16 protein-coding genes are annotated in these 19,507 nt (G+C 39.3%); 13 read left to right on the forward strand and 3 right to left on the reverse strand.

Going from position 1 to position 19,507, the window contains the following annotated elements:
• Positions 1-168: 168 nt before the first annotated feature.
• Positions 169-1,170, forward strand: coding sequence for a zinc-dependent alcohol dehydrogenase family protein (locus AC012T_RS07820; protein ID WP_487064571.1), 1,002 nt, complete (start codon positions 169-171; stop codon positions 1,168-1,170).
• Between the two features lie 41 nt (positions 1,171-1,211).
• Positions 1,212-3,407 carry a pentapeptide repeat-containing protein gene (locus AC012T_RS07825; protein ID WP_487066505.1) on the forward strand — a complete coding sequence of 732 codons (2,196 nt, stop codon included), beginning with the start codon at positions 1,212-1,214 and terminating at the stop codon, positions 3,405-3,407.
• Between the two features lie 82 nt (positions 3,408-3,489).
• On the opposite strand, the gene ilvN is transcribed toward AC012T_RS07825, so the two are convergent.
• Positions 3,490-4,008 carry an acetolactate synthase small subunit gene (gene ilvN, locus AC012T_RS07830; RefSeq protein ID WP_438889249.1) on the reverse strand — a complete coding sequence of 173 codons (519 nt, stop codon included), beginning with the start codon at positions 4,006-4,008 and terminating at the stop codon, positions 3,490-3,492.
• A gap of 364 nt (positions 4,009-4,372) precedes the next feature.
• On the opposite strand from ilvN, the gene AC012T_RS07835 reads away from it, so the two are divergent.
• Positions 4,373-4,726 carry a phospholipid-binding protein gene (locus tag AC012T_RS07835; RefSeq protein ID WP_487064573.1) on the forward strand — a complete coding sequence of 118 codons (354 nt, stop codon included), beginning with the start codon at positions 4,373-4,375 and terminating at the stop codon, positions 4,724-4,726.
• A 24-nt stretch (positions 4,727-4,750) separates the two neighbouring features.
• Here the strand turns inward: AC012T_RS07835 and AC012T_RS07840 are convergent, their stop codons facing one another.
• A complete protein-coding gene (locus tag AC012T_RS07840; RefSeq protein WP_487064575.1) occupies positions 4,751-5,704 on the reverse strand; it encodes an alpha/beta fold hydrolase in 954 nt (317 codons plus the stop codon).
• Between the two features lie 367 nt (positions 5,705-6,071).
• Here AC012T_RS07840 and infC point away from each other — a divergent pair, with 367 nt between their 5' ends.
• The 3 genes from infC to AC012T_RS07855 all read left to right on the forward strand — a co-directional run bounded on the left by infC (position 6,072) and on the right by AC012T_RS07855 (position 11,500).
• Positions 6,072-6,605, forward strand: a complete 534-nt coding sequence (infC, locus tag AC012T_RS07845; RefSeq protein ID WP_015213272.1) for a translation initiation factor IF-3 — start codon at positions 6,072-6,074, stop codon at positions 6,603-6,605.
• Between the two features lie 244 nt (positions 6,606-6,849).
• Entirely contained in the window at positions 6,850-9,858 is a 3,009-nt protein-coding gene (locus AC012T_RS07850) for an MFS transporter (RefSeq protein ID WP_487064578.1), read from the forward strand.
• Between the two features lie 70 nt (positions 9,859-9,928).
• A complete protein-coding gene (locus AC012T_RS07855) occupies positions 9,929-11,500 on the forward strand; it encodes a cation:proton antiporter (RefSeq protein WP_487064580.1) in 1,572 nt (523 codons plus the stop codon).
• A gap of 50 nt (positions 11,501-11,550) precedes the next feature.
• Here AC012T_RS07855 and AC012T_RS07860 read toward each other — a convergent pair whose 3' ends face one another.
• Positions 11,551-11,940, reverse strand: a complete 390-nt coding sequence (locus tag AC012T_RS07860; protein ID WP_487064582.1) for a hypothetical protein — start codon at positions 11,938-11,940, stop codon at positions 11,551-11,553.
• Between the two features lie 321 nt (positions 11,941-12,261).
• Here AC012T_RS07860 and AC012T_RS07865 point away from each other — a divergent pair, with 321 nt between their 5' ends.
• The 7 genes from AC012T_RS07865 to AC012T_RS07895 all read left to right on the forward strand — a co-directional run bounded on the left by AC012T_RS07865 (position 12,262) and on the right by AC012T_RS07895 (position 19,457).
• A complete protein-coding gene (locus tag AC012T_RS07865; protein WP_487064584.1) occupies positions 12,262-12,690 on the forward strand; it encodes a hypothetical protein in 429 nt (142 codons plus the stop codon).
• Positions 12,691-13,183: 493 nt separating this feature from the next.
• Positions 13,184-14,203 (forward strand): chlorophyll a/b binding light-harvesting protein, encoded by a 1,020-nt coding sequence (locus tag AC012T_RS07870; RefSeq protein WP_487066507.1) that lies wholly within the window; start codon positions 13,184-13,186, stop codon positions 14,201-14,203.
• Between the two features lie 2 nt (positions 14,204-14,205).
• Entirely contained in the window at positions 14,206-15,627 is a 1,422-nt protein-coding gene (locus AC012T_RS07875) for a chlorophyll a/b binding light-harvesting protein (protein ID WP_487064586.1), read from the forward strand.
• Positions 15,628-15,655: 28 nt separating this feature from the next.
• Positions 15,656-16,168 carry a flavodoxin FldA gene (fldA, locus tag AC012T_RS07880; protein ID WP_487064588.1) on the forward strand — a complete coding sequence of 171 codons (513 nt, stop codon included), beginning with the start codon at positions 15,656-15,658 and terminating at the stop codon, positions 16,166-16,168.
• 112 nt (positions 16,169-16,280) lie between these two features.
• Positions 16,281-17,033 carry an alpha/beta fold hydrolase gene (locus tag AC012T_RS07885; RefSeq protein ID WP_487064590.1) on the forward strand — a complete coding sequence of 251 codons (753 nt, stop codon included), beginning with the start codon at positions 16,281-16,283 and terminating at the stop codon, positions 17,031-17,033.
• A 304-nt stretch (positions 17,034-17,337) separates the two neighbouring features.
• Complete coding sequence (locus tag AC012T_RS07890; protein WP_487064592.1) at positions 17,338-18,372, forward strand: chlorophyll a/b binding light-harvesting protein; 1,035 nt, start codon at positions 17,338-17,340, stop codon at positions 18,370-18,372.
• Positions 18,373-18,491: 119 nt separating this feature from the next.
• Positions 18,492-19,457: a chlorophyll a/b binding light-harvesting protein gene (locus AC012T_RS07895; RefSeq protein WP_487066509.1), complete on the forward strand. Its 966-nt coding sequence runs from the start codon at positions 18,492-18,494 to the stop codon at positions 19,455-19,457.
• The last annotated feature ends 50 nt before the right edge of the window (positions 19,458-19,507 follow it).

Here is a 19,507-nt window from a genome sequence, read left to right on the forward strand (position 1 = left end):
ACCATATCAAAAGCCGTGAAACCATCTGGTACACGGTTTTTTTTATTTTTCGTCGGAGAATTTGAGCAATTTATCCCCCGCTTTATCAATTTCCTGATTAATTCAACCCTAACTACTCAATTAAGCTAAAGTTGCAAAAGACGTGCATTTTTACCCAGGAGAAAAGCTGTGAAAGCAGTCTTAATGACAGCAGTAGGAAACCCCGAAGTTCTACAACTGCGAGATATACCCAAACCCACACCGGGAAATAGAGAACTTTTAGTCCGCTTAGTAGCAGCAGGTGTTAATCCCTTAGATACGAAACTGCGAAAAAGAGGCACATTTTACCCTGAACAAATGCCTGCTATACTCGGATGCGATGGTGCAGGTATTGTTGAAGCTGTCGGTGCTGAAGTCCAGAAATTTGCCCCTGGAGATGAAGTCTATTTTTGCTATGGTGGTTTAGGTGCAAAGCAGGGTAATTACGCAGAATATACCACCGTTGATGAGCGATTTGTAGCCAATAAACCCAAATCTGTTACCTTCGCAGCAGCAGCAGCAGCACCTCTAGTCTTAATAACCGCTTGGGAAGCTTTATATGAACGGGGAAGACTACAACCAGGAGACAAAGTTTTAATTCATGGGGGTGCTGGTGGTGTTGGTCATGTAGCAATTCAACTAGCTAAACTCAAAGGTGCAGATGTCGTCACTACCGTTAGTTCTCAAGAAAAGGCGAATTTAGTCACCCAACTTGGTGCTGATCAAGTAATTTTCTACAAACAAACAGACTTTGTTCAAGCTACCTTAGATTGGACAAACGGTGAAGGTGTAGACTTAGCTTTTGATACTATTGGTGGTGAAATTTTTGATCAAACCTTTCCCTCAGTCCGAATTTATGGTGATATCGTCACCATTCTCGAACCTAACTCCAACACAGTTTGGAAAGTTGCCAGAAATAGAAATCTTCGCATTAGCTTAGAATTAATGTTAACACCAATGATGTTAGGAAATGTCGAAAGTCTGCAACATCATGGTGAAATTCTTCAACAATGTGCTAATTGGATAGATGAAAATAAGTTAAAAATTGAAGTGACCCATCAATTCCCCTTACAAGAAACAGCAAAAGCTCATCAATTGCTAGAAAATGGCGCTATAACAGGTAAAATTGTCTTACTAATTAGCGATAACTAGAAAACTTGCATAATTCGTTTTTTAAACGCAGCATCTCGCAAATATTAAACGCAGTAATTCAGAAATTTTCTCTGTGTTACTCTGCGCTGACCTTAGCGTTACTCTGCGTTTTACTCCTTTTCCCTTTTCCAACCTTTGCAGCACAACCAGAACGCACCCCTTTAACTCTAGAACTATTACAAGAACGACTCAAGACACCAACACTCCACGAAGGTAATTTAACAGTAGATTTGCGGGAAATGGTAATTGATTTACGACCAGAAAACGCTATCTTTCGGGATAATTTTTATAAATTGGTGCGAAAAGAACTACAAAAGACTGGTACAAAACCGCTGGGTTTAGATTTAAGTTATTCGTTAGTGCAAGGGGATTTTATCGGTAGCGACTTGGGTTTAAGAACACCTCTTTACGCACAGGCCATAGCACCAATTTTTACGGCGATAGAACAAGAACAATTAGAACGTCTCCGTTTAGTATGTTTACAATCATTATCAATAGCTTTCCCTAATTCTAAAGACTGTAAGTCGCTTTTAGGAACTCTATCAGCTACTTCCAGCGAAATTGCTGTATTTCGTGGTGCTTTAACTTTGGTGGAAACTCGTTTTAATGGTGAAGTACAATTTCCGCATACATTTTTTCTTCAGTCTATAAATGCTGGAGGTGCAACTTTTTTCAAAGCCACTAACTGGAATGAAACTAGATTTAGCCGTCCTGTTAGCTTTGATGCTGCTGCTTTTATTCAACCTAGTAGTTTTCAAGGTAGTATTTTTTTTGATAAAGCTAATTTCAGAAAAGCTAAATTTCAGGAATCTGTAGATTTTCAAGGTGAGTTTTTTGTTAGAAATGCTAATTTTAACCAAGCAAAGTTTAAACAATTAGTTAAATTCAATAATAGTTTATGGCAAGAAGATGCTGATTTTTCTGGTGTTAGTTTCATGAATTCAGTACAATTTAATAAAGCAAATTTTAATCAATTTGTTTTTTTCAAAGAGACAAATTTTGAAAAAGATATTATTTTTAGAGAAACCCAATTTAACCAATCTGTAAATTTTCATGGTGCCAGCATTCTTAATCAAGCTGATTTTAGTGATGTGAGGTTTGGCAAAGGAGCATTTTTAAATATACCTGGGTTAAATTTCAATTCTAATCAAGCAAAAATTTTAGGTAATCCTGGTGAAATTGGTAATAAATTTTCTGTTCCGACGTTACAAGGTAATCAAAACATTTTGCGAAATTTGGGGCAAAATTTCCGTCAACAGCAACAAGTTGCTGATGCCAATCAGTTAGAATATCTAAAACAACGACTAAAATTAATACAATTAAGTCATCTTTTAGTAGCTACAAATATTAATAATGCTGCTGTCTCTAGTTTGATCAACTTGGGTTTTTCCCCCACTCAAGCACAAGCAATTAGAGAACAACGGGAGATAAAACCATTTCGCAATAGTAGCGAGTTATTAACTTTAGCAGATATTGATTTAGAAACCTATGATAAATTAAGCGATCGCTTGGTTGCAAGTGAACCACTCTCGCTGAGTATGTGGTTAATTCAAGCTTTTAACTGGTTGTTATTGAGTGTACTGTTGTTGCTGAGTGGCTATGGGACAAACTTCTGGTTGGTATTTGGTGTTGGGGGAGTTGCGATCGCATATTTTGGGTTACTATTTTGGTTAATAGACCGTTACCGTCGGCTGCGTCCTGTACCCATTATTCCTTCATATTACGAAACTATTTCTATACTGACTAGTTTTAGCTGTCTAATGTCCTTAAGCTTATTAGCAGTCTTTCGTAATACCCAACAACCTTGGCTGACCTTAGGATGTCTTTTGATGATTATTGTTCCTGTGCCATTAATTTTAATATGGCGACTTTATCAACAGGGGCGTTATCACGATTTAATGGATTTTTCCTATTTTACAGAAGACGGAACTTTACGACAATTAAGATTATTAATTGGACGTTTACCAGTAATACCAAGAAATCCGACATTTCGAGAAAGATATATGCCTTTGTTATGGAATCGGCGTTGGAATTGGCTCAACTACTATGACTTTAGTCTAAATAATCTCGTGCGATTAGGATTTAATGATATTCGCCTAAGGGATGAACACCTTCCGGGAATTATTGCCTCCCTAGCTTGGTATCAATGGAGTTTAGGTTTACTTTACATCACCTTAGTTTTGTGGACTCTCTCCCGCACAATTCCGGGATTAAATTTACTAATTTATTTAAAATAATTTCTCAAATAATTTCTGCAACAAGACGCAAAGACATAAAAACCTTTACGCCTTTGCGTGAGGCTGATTGTAGTATTGACAGCTAAACCTTTGCTTCCAAAGACTTAAGCAATTCAGTATTGACACCCGATTCACGAGGTAGAGAAATTTTACCAGTACGGGCTATTTCTCTCAGACCAAATTTTTGCAACACTTGGACGATCGCTACCATTTTACCAGGATCTCCCACAACTTCCAAAGTTAGAGAATCTTCTGCTACATCCACAACCCTAGCTCGGAAAATCTGAGATATCTCAATTACTTCGGCGCGACTGCTGCTAGTAGCATTCACTTTCAAAAGCATCAATTCCCTCTCTACACAAGGAGTTTCGGTAATATCCTGTACTTTGAGGACATTAACTAACTTGTATAATTGTTTGGTGAGTTGCTCAATTACGCGATCGTCTCCAGGTACAACCATTGTAATACGGGACACACCTCCCTGTTCAGCAGGGCCAACGGCAAGGCTTTCAATATTAAAGCCACGACGAGCAAATAAACTGGAAATACGGGAGAGAACCCCCGCTTCATCTTCTACAAGAACGGAAAGAGTATGTTTCATTTCGCCAACACAGGCTAGGGGAGCATGAGATTAACGCAGACCTGAACTCATGGCTGCGCTAGACTTACTACCACACTGAATTTTCGGTCTAATCCCTTATTGTAACGTATCTTTCGCATCCTGAGATCAAAGTTAGGCAGAAATCATACTCTTAACTCAAAATTGTCTTGAGTACAGATCCTATCAACGGTAGATGTAATTTTTTTATTAAACTTCTATACTCAGCTAAGATATAGCTTTTCCCACTCTAGTTAGATACAAAATTACCCCTCCCCAACCCTCCCCTTGGTAAGGGCGGGTGAGGTGTATTTCATGAGCTTGGGAATTGCTATAAAACCCTCAACAAAATAGGAGAAAAGTATTTATGAGTTGGTTAAAAAGACTTTTTGGATTAGAAAAACCAGAAAATGCACAAGTAAATCCCACTCCGCAACCAGTACCACAAGCTACGACTACTGCAACTCAAACCATCCCTCCAGAACGTCTAGGATTAAGCGGAGAATACGACCAAAGCGGTTTAGCCAAGCGGGTAGCATTGGCTTTTGATCAAGATCCCCAACTTGATGATGTTAATACCCTTTGGGTGGCTCAAACGGGAAGTAAAGTGGTACTAAAAGGCAAAGTTCCCGATCAAAATATCCTGAATAAGATGATGGCTGTGGCTAATTCTGTAAATGGCGCTACATCTGTAGATACGACTCAAGTAGAAGTCGGCTAGTGATCAGAAGATTTTTTCCAGCACTCAGCACTCAACCCAGTTTCGCTCAATCCAATCCAAAATTAATTGGTTCACTTGTTCTGGAGATTCATCTTGTGGACAGTGACCAACATTTTCTAGATGCAGCAGTTCTAATTTCTCGTTATAGCGAGCAAATTCACTAGCCAGTACTGGGGGAACAAATAGATCTTTTTTTCCCCAAATCAATAACATCGGAATTGTCAAGTTTGGTAATATTTTCTTGACACTAGTACTGAAATTTGCACCAATTGAAGCTTTGAAAAGGGCGATAAATGCACGGGTAGAACCCCTGTCTTGAGGAGGCCCTGCCAAAATATCTATAAGTTCGTCCGTGATAGCTTCTGGATTAGCATAAGCAAGACCAGCCCAGCGTCGCAGCACACTTGGTCGCCGTATCAAGTTAAAAAGAGGTTTGAGGAGTAGAGGAGAAGCGATAATACTTTTAATTCCTCTCACAACTGGGTGTAAAAAAACGGGAAGGAGTTCTAATTCCAAAGTCGGATCTGGCAAACTCATCATCACTATACCTTTTACCATATCAGGATGGGCAGCTGCTGCAAATAAGGCAATTAGCGAACCAATGGAATTGCCTACTAATATTACTGGTTGGCGGATAAATGATTTCCAAAAATCATAAACCTGTTCTACCCAAAGTTCGACGCTGTAATTAACAGAGGCCTTTTCTGAAGCGCCAAAACCCAGCATATCTAAGGCATAAACGGTATGATATTCTCCCAAAACTTCTAAGTTATGTCGCCAATGACCAATGGAAGCTCCAAAGCCGTGTAACAAAATTAGAGGTGTGATATGGTTTGTTGCAGATAAGCCTTTTTTCTCTTTAACTGCCTGACCTAGACTAGATTGAGCGCGTATATAAGTATAGCGGGTTTGCCAACCTCGCCAAACCCAATCCCTTTGATTACCAACTCGTTGCTGCCAAGATGCTGTAGTCGTCACAGATGCCTCCAAGTTATTTTTATGTGTTACATTAGTTATAATTACTTGTATATTTAACTTAACTTGTGACGAATATGTGTTGATCGCATCAAATGTCAAGACATTGACGAATGATTGTAATAATAGTTAATATTAGCCAAAATTGTGTAATTTAGATTAACTATTGTAGGGAATTTATATCAAAGTGAGTAGAATAACAAATACAACAGAATATGCAACTATTGTATGGATTAGCTACCATAAATATAGAGACTCATTTTTTCAGTTTTGAGTCATTCCCGAACTTTGCCTATTTGGGCATACTAAATAAAACTAAGTAAATCAAGACCAATCCAAATCCTTAACTAAAGAGCTCCCAAAAATCATAATGCCTGTGATTGAGAAAAAAAGAACTCGCGATCTGCCCCAAATTAACGAACGGATTCGCTTCCCGAAAATTCGGGTCATTGACACCGATGGTGCCCAACTGGGTATTATGCCACCGCAGGAAGCGCTGCAACTAGCAGAAGACAAAGAGCTAGATTTGGTGCTACTCAGTGACAAAGCTGATCCGCCTGTATGTCGAATCATGGACTATGGGAAATATAAATTTGAGCAGGAAAAAAAGGCGCGGGAAGCCCGGAAGAAGCAGCACACGGCTGACGTGAAGGAAGTGAAGATGCGCTACAAGATAGAAGAACACGACTATCTGGTGCGCGTCAAGCAAGCAGAACGCTTTCTCAAAGATGGTGATAAAGTCAAAGCCACTGTGATGTTCCGGGGTCGAGAAATTCAACACAGTGACTTAGCGGAGACTTTACTTAAGCGTATGGCAACTGACCTGGATGCGTTAGGTGAAGTACAGCAAGCGCCAAAAAAAGAAGGGCGAAATATGATGATGCTGATCTCACCCAAGAAGTAAGCTCAAGAACGGATAGCGGGAATGAGGGTTCTCATAGATACCAAGATGGGGGAAGATAGGGTAAGTTTAATCAGTCCCCAGTTCCCAATCTCCAATTCCCGCCCTGTAAATTTATTTAAAAACGATAGTCCTGGCAGCTGAGTGGGAAAGATAATACTCAGATGTTCAGGATTTTTGCTATTCAGTAACTGTTATCCTAATTACTTGGCTGTTGCGCTGTGATTACCCCAGAAATTAAAACTGCATGGAAGTTAAAAATCATTGGTTGACTACCAATAGAGGCGCTCTGGCAAGATTGCTGAAGTGGGTAAATCTCCGACCGGAGGAAGTTGAACGCACTTGGATGATGTTTGCCTTCTACACCATTGTATCTGTAGGATTGCGGTGGGCTGAAGATAGCACTGTGGCGATGTTTTTAGATAAATATGGTGCGGGAAAACTCCCCTGGATTTATATCGCTAGTGCAGTCACAGGGGCTGGGTTGGTGGTTTTATATTCTTGGTTACAAAAGGTTTTCCCCTTGCGAGCGGTGATTGTGGCGATCGCACCGGGCATGGTTGTGCCTTTATTATTACTAGTTGTCTTGCATTGGGGCATAAATATTCCTTACCTGGCAGTAATTATCATCTTTCTGCTCAGGTTATGGGTAGATGCCTGTTACGTAGTCAATGACCTCAACACCTCTATTGTTGCTAATCAACTATTCAACATTCGGGAAATTAAGCGGACTTACCCATTAGTTAGTAGTGGCATATTAGTGGCCGATGTGATTAGTGGCTTTAGTTTACCTTGGTTACTCAAATTCGCCGACCTCAATACAGTCATTCTCATCGCTTGTATTGTCATTCTCTTAGGCTCAGGAATTTTATTTTATTTAACTTATAAATATCCCACCTCTTTCCCCTATACCCCACAACGGCATATCACCGAAGAACAAGCCTCTCGACACCGCCGCCTAGAAACTCCTCTTAAACGGTATGTTTGGCAGTTATTCGCCTTTTTTGCCCTGTTGCAAGTCATTGGCTTGTTAATAGATTTTCAGTATCTGCGCGAACTCAATTCCAATTTAAGTCAACAAGAACTGGCTGGCTTTTTAGGTGTGTTTGGTGGCATTGTGGGACTATGTGAATTAGTTACTCAGTGGTTTATTTCTAGCCGATTGATTGAAAAAGTGGGTGTGTTTTTCACAGCTGCACTCTTACCAATTACCGTTGGCTTTTTATTACCAGGGATCATCTCCCTGCTGAATTTATTTCCAGCCATTGAACAACCTGGATTTTTCTGGGGCTTAATTAGTCTCAAATTCTGTGATGAACTGCTGCGTTATACCTTTGTAATTAGTAGCGGCCCAGCGCTTTACCAACCGATTCCTGAGCGGATTCGGAGCCGGATGCAGGCCTTATCAAGTGGCACAGCCGAAGCGATCGCATCTGGTGTCACAGGATTAGTAATTTTTGGAACTATCTTTCTCTCGCAAAAATATATCCCTGAACCACTACAAAAGTGGGTATTAATCGGCGAAACAGTGATTGTCGCTGCCACCTGTTTAAAAGTAGTCTGGGAATTGCGATCGCGCTATGTTGACGTATTAGTCTTAAGTGCAGAACGAGGCGGACTAAGTGCCGCAACCGTGGGCTTGCGAGCCTTCAAACAGGGAATAGTCAAAGCTTTAGTAGAAACAGGTAGTACAGCCGATAAAACCTCTTGTTTGGAACTTTTAACCCAAATTGATCTGCCCGGATCAGGAGAAGTTTTAGCACCTTTACTAGTTAAGTTACCCCCAGATTTACAAGCCCAAAGTCTAGAAATCATGCTTCTGGCAGGTGCAAATCCTCTCTATGTCCCTGATGTTCGTTTCTTGTTAGACCAACCCCAAGCAACAGTTGATCCTGAAGTGTTTGCTCTAGCGATGCGTTACGTTTGGCTGGCTGGAGTCAATCCTGATTTAAGCCTATTAGAAGATTACCTGCAACCAAAACACCACCCACTCATCCGCGCCACAGCCGCAGCTTTGCTATTGCGTCAAGGAAACCCTATGCAAAAGCTGGCAGCTACTAAAACTATGCGCCTGATGTTGACTCATAAACAAGAAAGAGAGCGGGTGAATGGAGTTCGAGCGCTCAGAGAAGCCATCTATTTACAGGCACTGCGGATTCATATCCCCAATTTATTGCAGGATGATTCATTACGGGTACGCTGTGCCGTATTAGAAATGATCACTGCCACTCGTTTAGAAGAGTACTATCCCACACTCTTAGCAGCACTCTATTACAAATCAACTCGGAATACAGCCATGCAGTGCCTAGTGAGCATGGAAAATGAAGCTATCCCGATGTTATTGAAACTAGCTACCAATATTTACAAACCGGAAGTAGTGCGAATGTACGCTTGGCGTACCATTGCTCAAATCGGTACCCTTGAAGCAATAGAAACTTTATGGCTACATTTGGAAACATCCTGGGGTACTAATAGGGATTATATCCTCCGCAGTTTACTGAAAATTCACCAACAACCAGGAAAAATCAGTGCGATCGATCAGTTCTATGAAAGTCGCGTCGAAGCTTTAGTTGAGCAAGAAATACGATTGCTTGGGGATATTTATGCCGCTTATCTAGACTTCCAAACACTAGACTCTCTAGAAAATTATCAAGGAAATGAACGGCTATTAACTATCGGTAAGTTGCTGCAACGCGCACTTTTAGAATTAGAATTAGATGTCAAAGATAGATTATTACTGTTATTGAAGCTGCTTTACCCCGCAGAAAAGATGCAAGCCGCAGCTTTCAACCTCCAATCTCAGTCATTGGTCAATTTAGCACGGGGTTTAGAAATCTTAGATCACACTATCAATTTGCCTTGTAAGTCTCTGTTGTTGAACATTTTAGATCGACGACCAGAAGCAGAAAAGCTTAAGTATCTTGTTGATGCGGGATTTTGGCAATATGAAAATATTTCAGTCTCTGAACGCCTTTGTAAGCTGTTAACCAATGCTCATTTGCTCTCTGACTGGTGTTTAGCTTGCTGTTTTCATTTTTCCCAAGCTGCTTATATCCGACTCACAACTACGGTAATTTTGGCAAATTTGCGCCATCCTACAGGCTTTGTCAGAGAAGCAGTAATATCATACTTGAGCGTAGTTTCCCGACGTGTTCTTCAAGAAATTCTCCCCCACTTGCAAACAGATCCGCACCCACTTGTAATGACTCAAGTGAAAGAGTTGATAGCAAAATATCAAGATGGAGTTCAGGAGTAGGCAGGAGTTAGGAGGCAGAAGGCAGGAAGCAGAAAGCAGGAATCAGTGTAGAACTTTACCATATTTTTTTATGATGATTGAATCAGAAATCGGTGAGCAGATTATTGCAACCAATCTCAAGCAATTTCTTTTGGTACTTTCAGTTTCCTTAAGTGTGGCGACTTTACCGCAGATATTTAGTTGGTTTCGCCAAATACCTTATACATTACTATTGGTAATTGTCGGCTTGGGTTTAGCGATCGCTGATGTCCGTCTTGTCACCCTTTCCCCCGGCTTGATTTTGTTCATTTTCTTACCACCACTTTTATTTGAAGCCGCTTGGAATTTGCACTGGAAGGAACTAAAGGAAGATTTTTTCCCAATTTGTTTATATGCAGTCTTCGGAGTAGTAATTTCTATTCTTGGTGTAGCTATCGGCCTCAATCAATTCGCTGGAATTTCCCTCACCACAGCTTTACTCATAGGTGCTAGTCTATCGGCTACTGACCCAGTTTCTGTGACTGCATTGTTTAGGGAACTAGGTGTAGGTAAGCGTCTTGTCACCCTCATGGAAGGGGAAAGCTTATTCAATGATGGCATGGCTGTAGTAGCTTTTGGTTTTTTGGTAGCCCTACCGCTAGGAAAAGTCCAATTAGGATTTCAGCCTCTTTTGATCGAGTTGTTCACCGTCGTCGGTATCGGTGTCGCAGTCGGTAGTTTAATTGGCTTTGGTATTTCCTACCTTACCCAACGCTTCGATTTACCAATGGTGGAACAGTCGTTAACATTAGTTTCAGCTTATGGAACTTACTTAATTATTGAAGATTTAGGTGGTTCTGGAGTAATTGGAGTTGTCACCACAGGTTTAATTTTAGGTAACTTTGGTTCTCGTATCGGCATGAATCCTCGGACTCGGATCATTGTTTCCGAATTTTGGGAATTTTTGGCTTTCTTTGTCAACTCAATTGTCTTTTTATTGATTGGTGATCAAATTCGCTTTGCTAGTTTGGAAGAAAACTTAGGCATCATTTTTGTCACAGTCATAGCTATGATAATCATGCGGGCATTAGCAATTTATATTCTGAGCTTTATTAGCACTAATATTACTAAATCAGAAATTTCCTTACCCGAACAAACAATCCTTTGGTGGGGTGGATTACGTGGTTCTGTTTCCATTGCCCTGGCTTTAAGTGTACCGACAATTCTGCCAGAACGAGACAAAATCATCGCTACTGTATTTGGCGTAGTTTTGTTTACTTTACTAGTACAGGGATTAACCATCAAACCTTTATTACAAAAATTGAATTTATTGGGCGATGCTGGTCTCCGTGAGCAATACTTAGAATTATCTGCTCGGAATGTAGCCTTAGAGCGAGTTCTGCAACACCTCCAAGCAGATCAACGTCCGGGAATTGACCCTGAATTTTACCGTTATCAAGAAGCACTAATCAAAGGTGAAATTGATGATTTACAAGGAGAAATTGATCAGTTACAAAATGAATATCCTAATCTCAGGGAATTCTCTACTGAGCAATTTCGAGGAGAATTACTGGCGATAGAGGCAGATACTTACGCAGAATTTGTACGATCTGGACGATTAAATAAAGAACTTGCACCTATGCTACAAAACCTCTTACAGTCCGGGAAACAGAAGGAAGTTTAAACCCACAAACAATACATAAGAATTCAGGAGTCAGGAAAATAAGAACCAAATTAGCCAAAGAGTTTATTGGTCGGAAACTTCCCTTTTTTAGGGCAGTATTCAGAACAATTTATTGCCTCTTCCGTAAGAACGATATCAGGCTTCACAGCACATTTAAGATAATGGTTATTGGCAAAAAACTTACAATTTTTACAAGGGACTTGATGTACAGTATTTACACTAAAAGCTATTTTGTTATCTAAATTAGAGCGAATTTTCTGTAAAATAAACAAAAAAATAGCCCAAATAAAAACAAAACTCAAGGGAGTTAAAGCTATTGCTAGATCGGATATATTTAGAGGCTGCTGTTGTGTATATTCTTGTTTACTGTCACTCTGTGTTAACTGATGTAAGATTCTTTTATCCGCAGCTTTTTGTTGTAATATTTGTTCAACATACATATTATTTACCTTCTTGATAATATGTTTTTTCAGTAATTTGTGAAAACCAGACTATTTACTATATTTCAATTATAGGTTTAACAAAACAAAAGTTCAGCTATCTCTGTCGATAGTTTTGCTTGCCATGATTTGAATGTATATCTAAAGGAATAAATTTAATTAATAAATGCCAGATAAATGAAATTCCGAAATCTAGAATGTTAAAATTGATCTAGAGATAGAGGAATAATTTCCAAAATTGTTTATATAAAATGGATAAATAACATTAATTTTTATAAATTAAATATGTTAATTGCAAGATTATCATAGGTCTGATAAAGTATGAATATAGCATTTTTCTACAGAGTTCCTGTAACATCTCTGGTATTACTTTGGTTGGCTTACGATTTTTTAGGTTGGTATCTTGCTGCTCACCAAATCGCTTGGTTAGTGGGAGCTTTTGTTGCAGTACTTGCAATAGCTATAGTTAGAAAGAGTAACTCTTGGTTAGAAAGTCTCTTAGTCTTTGGTTCTCAAACCTTAATTGTAGTCTTATTCTTAAGCTCATCAATCGCTTTAATCGCAATTTGGTCAATCTTGTTCAGCATATTTATTATACCTCTGGCAACTACGCTGTTGGCTGATCTAGAAATGCGTTTTTCTGGCTTTAACAAAACAGATTCATTTTGGATATTAACAGTCATTGCTGGCTTAGGTTTAGCCGTTGGTGAAATGATAGATATCCTTATTCTTCCTAGTATTAAATACTAATTTAACTGTGTCTAATCTGACTTTTTCCTAAGAGGATATTTTAAAAGTATTTTTGTGAATATCAAAGCCTCTCTCTGTGGGAAGCAACTCCGCATTGAGATATGGGTGATTTGTGTAATACTTGTGTTTTTTATACTAACATTGTTTCTGTTTCGCATAAATTGTAACATTTATTTCATTTAATTAAGTAGCAAGGATGATAATCTTGGGTTTTATCCAAGCAGGCTTATCACTAATAAATAGCAAATCTAGTTTCAGTAATCTAGATAGCAAAATAAATTTATTCTCTAGCAATATAAATAAAATCCTTGTAAATAAAGGCTTTCAGCTATTTTCACCTTATGCTTTACAAAAATTCATCATTATTAGATGATAAATTATCTCAATAAGTCTGGTAGTATATCCTCAGAACTTATTGAATATAAATCTCAATAAGTAAAATGAGCCTCGCAACTATTTCTAACAATTCACAGGAAATTACACCATGACGAGCATGGCTGTGCAAACCCCGGAGTCCATACCTTGGTGGTCAGGGAACGCCCATTTAACAAACCTTTCAGGACGACTTTTAGGCGCTCATGTTGCCCATGCAGGATTAATCGTGTTTTGGACTGGTGCAACAACCTTATTTGAACTTGCCCATTTCCAGCCCTCACAACCAATGTACGAGCAAGGCTTAATTCTCTTACCCCACCTAGCAACCTTGGGTTGGGGTGTAGGTAGTGGTGGTCAAATTGTAGATACCTATCCCTACTTCGTCATTGGAGCATTGCATCTTATTAGCTCTGCTTTTCTAGGACTGGGAGGAATATTCCATGCTTTATGGGGTCCAGCTATCCTAGAAGAAAAATTTTCTTTCTTTGGCTATCGTTGGCAAGATGCCAATAAAATGACAAATATTCTTGGTATTCATCTAGTTTTACTGGGTTTAGGGGCAGGTTTACTCGTTGCCAAAGCTATCTTTTTCGGAGGTTTGTACGACTCAAATTTTGGACAAGTACGAGTCATTAATCACCCTACCTGGAACTTTACGGTTATTTTCAGCTACCTGATAGGCAGTCATAAATACTGGATTGCCGGAGTGAACAACCTAGAAGACTTGGTTGCTGGTCATATATGGGTCAGTATTATCTGCATAGCGGGGGGTATCTGGCACATTACCACTGAGCCTTCTGCCTTTGTAAAACGGCTGTTTGTTTGGTCAGGAGAAGCATACCTATCCTACAGTTTGGGAGCTTTAAGCTTAATGAGTTTTATCGCTGCCTATTTCGTCTCCGTGAACACACTTGCTTACCCTGTAGAATTTTACGGTACACCTTTGAGCATTAGCTTTGACAGGTTTCCCTATTTCCACAATGGAGATTTATTATCTTCTCGTGTGTGGTTGGCAAATGCTCACTTTTGGCTAGGCTTTTTCTTTCTCCAAGGGCATCTTTGGCACGCCTTACGGGCTGCGGGTTTTGATTTTCGCACCGGTGAAGTTTTACGTCCAACTCGTGGTGAGGTAATGTAACTATGACTACTGCAACTATTAACCCACCTGAGTATGGATGGTGGGCAGGTAACGCTCGGTTTATTAACCAATCTGGTCGAATTTTAGGCGCTCATGTTGCCCATGCTGGGTTAATTGTACTTTGGGCTGGGGCAATGACCCTATTTGAAATCAGTAAATACAACCCTTCCCGTCCAATATATGAACAAGGGTTAATTTTACTACCTCATTTGGCAACCTTAGGATTTGGTATTGGTGATGGTGGCAAAATTATTGATATCTATCCCTATTTTGTTATTGGTGTACTGCATTTGGTCAGTTCGGCTGTACTTGGTGCTGGGGGGATTTATCACGCTCTTTTAGGACCCAAGGTATTAGCAGAAAACAAAAATTTTCCTGGTTCTTTTGGCTACAACTGGGAAGATGAAGACAAAATGACCACCATCATTGGGATTCATCTGGTTTTGTTGGGTTTAGGAGCATTTTTACTGGTGCTAAAAGCCACGGTTTGGGGTGGTATTTATGACCCTGCTGTGGCATCTGTGAGGATAATTACAGCCCCAACTCTCAATCCTGTGCGGATCTTTGGTTATCTGTTTGGTGGTCAAGGTATGGCTGCTGTCAATAATTTAGAAGATGTTATTGGTGGCCATGTCTGGGTAGGACTGCTTTGTATTGGTGGCGGAATTTGGCATATTTTCACTACTCCTTTCACCTGGGCAAAAAAGATATTGTTTTGGTCTGGTGAGGCTTATTTATCTTACAGTCTTGCTGCTTTGGCATACATGGGTTTGTTAGCAGCATATTTTGTGACTGTTAATGATACCGTTTATCCAACTGAGTTCTATGGACCTTTGGGATTTAGTAGCACATCAGAAGTAATTTCGGTTCGCACTTGGTTAGCAACTAGCCATTCTGCTTTAGGTGTTGTCTTTTTATTGGGTCATATTTGGCACGCTCTAAGAGTGCGTGTAATTGCAGCGGGTTTGGACTTTCAGGAAGGGGTTGTCAATTATTTGGATTCCCCAGAATTTGGCAATTTACAAACTCCTGTCAATGCTTCTGATTTAACACTGAAGTTTTTAGGCAATCTTCCTATTTACCGTCCGGGGTTGTCTCCTTTTTATCGCGGTTTAGAAATTGGCATGGCTCATGGTTATTTCCTGCTTGGCCCTTTTGTAAAATTGGGTCCGCTACGGAATACGGAGTTAGCAAATCAAGCTGGGTTAATAGCTACTATTGGGTTGCTGTTGATTCTATCAATTTGTTTGTGGCTGTATGGTAAGGCAACTTTCCAAAAACGCCAATCGCCTCAAGGAGAGCTACCAGATAATTTAACCACAGCTAAGTCTTGGGGTCAGTTTAATATTGGTTGGATGGTTGGTGGTTCTGGGGGAGCTTTGTTTGCTTTTTTGCTATTAACTAATAGCAGTTTATTTTCCTAAGTTGATTTTTATTGAAGGGGGTTTGAAAATGTCAAAAAAAGTTGGTTTGTTCTACGGTACTCAAACTGGTAAAACCGAATCTGCTGCGGAAATGATTCGGGATGAGTTTGGTGATGATGTGGTGACACTTCAGGATATTTCCCAAGCGGATGCCACTGATTTAGAGGAGTATCAATACCTGATTATCGGCTGTCCTACTTGGAATATTGGTGAACTACAAAGTGATTGGGAAGGCTTTTTTCCGGAATTGGATACTATCAATTTTTCGGGTAAATTAGTTGCCTATTTTGGTACTGGAGATCAGCTTGGCTATGGGGATAATTTTCAGGATGCTATGGGCATTTTAGAAGAAAAAATTTCCGAGCGTGGAGGTAAAACTGTGGGTTATTGGCCAAAGGATGGTTATGATTTTAATGAATCTAAGGCATTTAAAAATGGTAAGTTTGTCGGTTTGGCACTTGATGATGATAATCAATCTGATTTAACTGATCAACGTATCAAGGCTTGGGTGGCTCAGTTAAAGACAGAATTTGGTTTGTAAAAAATTCTGTTTTTGCCATTATTTAGTAGTCATTTGTCAGTTGTCAAGGTGTGGATAATTTGATTAACTACACCTTCCTTACCATCCTCTATTCTATTTTGTGAGAATATTTATGTCTGATATGTTTGATGTTTTGTGGTTAAGTTCTAGTCCCGCTTTGGCAAGGTTTGATCAACCGTTGCTTAAATATTTCTGTAAGTATATGAAGGTCGCTCAGTGGGAGTACCATCAAGAAAAAGATGAGGGTAGTTCTATAGATGAAGCGGTGGATTTAGTCTATGAGTTTTTGACCCCTTGTAGTGGTTCTATACATTTAGCTGGTCATGGTGCTGGTGGTGCGATCGCTTTAAATTTTGCTCGTCGTTATCCCGAAAAGGTGCGATCGCTCACTTTATTAGCTGTGGCTTCTCAACCTGCCCATACTTGGCACACTCACTACTATGTTCAAAGAGAACTATTTTCAGTTAGTCGTGAACAAGTCTTAGCAAATAACGTCCGCAGTCTCTTTGGCAAGCAACCTGCTCACACCACTAAAAAGTTAATGGCAGCTTTAGACCAAGATTTGGAGCAAACCCCATTATTACACTCTCTCTTCAAGTTGGTTGATTTGCCTAAAGGTGGAGTTTCGATGCCAATGATGGTATGTGGTAGCAAAAATGATCCCATTGCCGCTCCACCTGCATTACAGGATTGGTTAAAATTTTTTAAACCAGAAGACCATCTCTGGGAATGCCCTCAAGGATATCATTTTTTTCATTACTTTTATCCTCAAGATGTTGGGGAGCAAATATTGAGTTTTTGGCGACTTTATCATCTCCAACCAATGCTGATATCTCAACTAATTTCTCAAAATTCAACAAATTAGCAAGTATTTCTTAGGGGCATATTTATCACCCCTAGTAATAATTTATCTAAACCTTTGACAGCGATAAAATTAACTATTGTCGCTGATTTTGCGTTGCAATATTTGTTTGAATTACTAATTGTTAAGCTTTATTACAGAGCTAACTAAATAGGAATATTTATCAATAAACTATATTTGTAATCACTAGATCAGCTATTAACTTCAATCATTTAACTGACTTTAGTCATGTTATCAACTTTTATCTATTGAAGTTAAATAGCTATTACTTGAGTATTTCTAGCAACAAGTCATAAATTAGTAAGCAATGCAGACATACGATAATCCCAAGGTCAAATTTGATTGGTGGGTTGGTAATGCCCGCTTCGCCAACCTCTCTGGCTTATTTATTGGCGCTCACGTCGCACAAGCAGCACTAACAACCCTCTGGGCTGGGGCATTTACATGGTTTGAAGTCTCTCGCTATAACCCGAATATCCCTATGGGTGAACAGGGATTAATTTTACTACCCCATTTAGCTACTTTAGGTTTTGGTGTAGGTGCAGGTGGTCAAGTTGTAGATACTTATCCCTACTTTGTCATTGGCGCTTTGCATTTAATCTCCTCTGCCGTTTTGGGTGCAGGTGCGCTCTTTCATACCTTTAAAGCACCACGAAATTTAAAAGAAAGCATTGGTTTTGCTCGTAAATTTCACTTTGAATGGAATGACCACAAACAACTAGGATTGATTTTGGGTCATCACCTCCTATTTTTAGGCATAGCAGCCTTATTATTGGTGGGAAAAGCGATGTTTTGGGGAGGAATATATGACGCAACAATTCATAATGTCAGAGTTGTAACCGACCCCACTCTTAACCCCTTTATTATCTATGGCTATCAAACTCATTTCGCCACTGTTAACAATTTAGAGGATTTCATTGGTGGTCATATTTATGTAGGTCTAACCCTCATTGGTGGAGGTATTTGGCACATTCTTATAGAGCCATTACCTTGGGCAAAAAAACTGTTAATTTTTTCTGGTGAAGCTATTCTTTCCTATTCATTAGGAGGTATTGCTTTAGCTGGATTTGTTGCCGCTTATTTTTGTTCAGTCAATACCCTTGCTTATCCAGTGGAATTTTATGGTTCTATATTGGAACTAAAACTGGGTGTGAGTCCCTATTTTGCCGATATCATCAAGTTAGCAAATGGTGGATATAGTGCTAGAGCATGGTTAGCCAATGCCCATTTCTTCTTAGCATTCTTCTTTTTGCAAGGTCATTTGTGGCACGCACTCAGGGCAATTGGTGTTGATTTTAAACAGATTGAAAAATCATTAAATGCCATCAGTAGCGAGTCATAAATTATCATTAGTGCTGAGTTAATTAAAGACTTGGCACTTTCCTCAAAGATAGCCTTTTGTTAGGGCTTAATCAATCTAAAATCCAAAATACATAATCTAAAATCCCAAATTGTATGACTGTGACCATTTCTACTGATAGAACCTTTGCAGCCAATACAAAATTATCTTGGTTGATTGGTAATGCCCGTTTAACAGATTTATCGGGGCAATTATTAGGCGCTCATATTGCCCATGCTGGTTTGATTATATTTTGGGTAGGAACTACTACTATTTCCGAAGTGCTTCGCTATGTTCCTAACATCCCAATGTATAAACAGGGTTTGATTTTATTACCTCATTTAGCAACTTTAGGTTGGGGTGTGGGTACTAGTGGTCAAATTGTAGATACTTATCCCTATTTTGTCATTGGCATCTTACATTTAATTGCCTCTGCTGTCTTGGGTGCTGGTGGATTATTTCATGTGTTTCGTAGTCCAGCAATTTTATATACTGCTGGTGGCAGAGTAGCAAGATTTCACTATGAATGGAATGATCCCAAACAATTAGGTTTAATTTTGGGACACCACTTGATTATTTTAGGTTTAGGTGCATTTTTGTTAGTGCTAAAAGCCATGTTTTTTGGTGGAATTTATGATACCCATTTACAAGATGTGCGTCTCATTTCTCACCCTACTCTGAATCCAGAAATAATTTTTAGCTACTTAGTCGGGATGAAAAATGGTAGCTGGAATGTTTTAGGACTTGCCAGTGTGGACAATTTAGAAGATGTCATTGGTGGTCATATTTGGATCGCTTGCATTCTGATTTTCGGTGGCATTTGGCATATTATTGTCAGTCCTTTTAATTGGATCAGGAAAATTTTACCCATAGAAAATGGGGAAGAAATACTTGCTTATAGTTTACTTGGTTTGGCTTTAATGTCTTGGATTTCTGCCACTTTTGTCGGTTACAACAATACGGTTTTTCCACCAGAATTTTATGGCTCAGAACGTTTAGGTATGGCAAATATTCAATTTTTTCTGGGAATAGTAGCCTTCTTCGGTTATGTTTGGCACGCTTGGCGTTCCCGTAGTATTTCCTCATAACGTAAACTTTGCTCAACATCAGTTAGTCACAATTTCAGCCTGTAGTTAAT

This window comes from Anabaena sp. EIM26, from assembly GCF_057568715.1.

What these genes read in the sequence shown, in the direction of transcription:
- AC012T_RS07875 (WP_487064586.1), top strand. Translation starts at nt 14,206, where the DNA reads ATGACTACTGCAACTATTAACCCACCTGAGTATGGATGGTGGGCAGGT.
- AC012T_RS07835 (WP_487064573.1), top strand. Translation starts at nt 4,373, where the DNA reads ATGAGTTGGTTAAAAAGACTTTTTGGATTAGAAAAACCAGAAAATGCA.
- fldA (WP_487064588.1), top strand. Translation starts at nt 15,656, where the DNA reads ATGTCAAAAAAAGTTGGTTTGTTCTACGGTACTCAAACTGGTAAAACC.
- AC012T_RS07850 (WP_487064578.1), top strand. Translation starts at nt 6,850, where the DNA reads ATGGAAGTTAAAAATCATTGGTTGACTACCAATAGAGGCGCTCTGGCA.
- ilvN (WP_438889249.1), bottom strand. Translation starts at nt 4,008, where the DNA reads ATGAAACATACTCTTTCCGTTCTTGTAGAAGATGAAGCGGGGGTTCTC.
- AC012T_RS07860 (WP_487064582.1), bottom strand. Translation starts at nt 11,940, where the DNA reads ATGTATGTTGAACAAATATTACAACAAAAAGCTGCGGATAAAAGAATC.
- AC012T_RS07865 (WP_487064584.1), top strand. Translation starts at nt 12,262, where the DNA reads ATGAATATAGCATTTTTCTACAGAGTTCCTGTAACATCTCTGGTATTA.
- AC012T_RS07885 (WP_487064590.1), top strand. Translation starts at nt 16,281, where the DNA reads ATGTCTGATATGTTTGATGTTTTGTGGTTAAGTTCTAGTCCCGCTTTG.
- infC (WP_015213272.1), top strand. Translation starts at nt 6,072, where the DNA reads ATGCCTGTGATTGAGAAAAAAAGAACTCGCGATCTGCCCCAAATTAAC.
- AC012T_RS07890 (WP_487064592.1), top strand. Translation starts at nt 17,338, where the DNA reads ATGCAGACATACGATAATCCCAAGGTCAAATTTGATTGGTGGGTTGGT.
- AC012T_RS07870 (WP_487066507.1), top strand. Translation starts at nt 13,184, where the DNA reads ATGGCTGTGCAAACCCCGGAGTCCATACCTTGGTGGTCAGGGAACGCC.
- AC012T_RS07855 (WP_487064580.1), top strand. Translation starts at nt 9,929, where the DNA reads ATGATGATTGAATCAGAAATCGGTGAGCAGATTATTGCAACCAATCTC.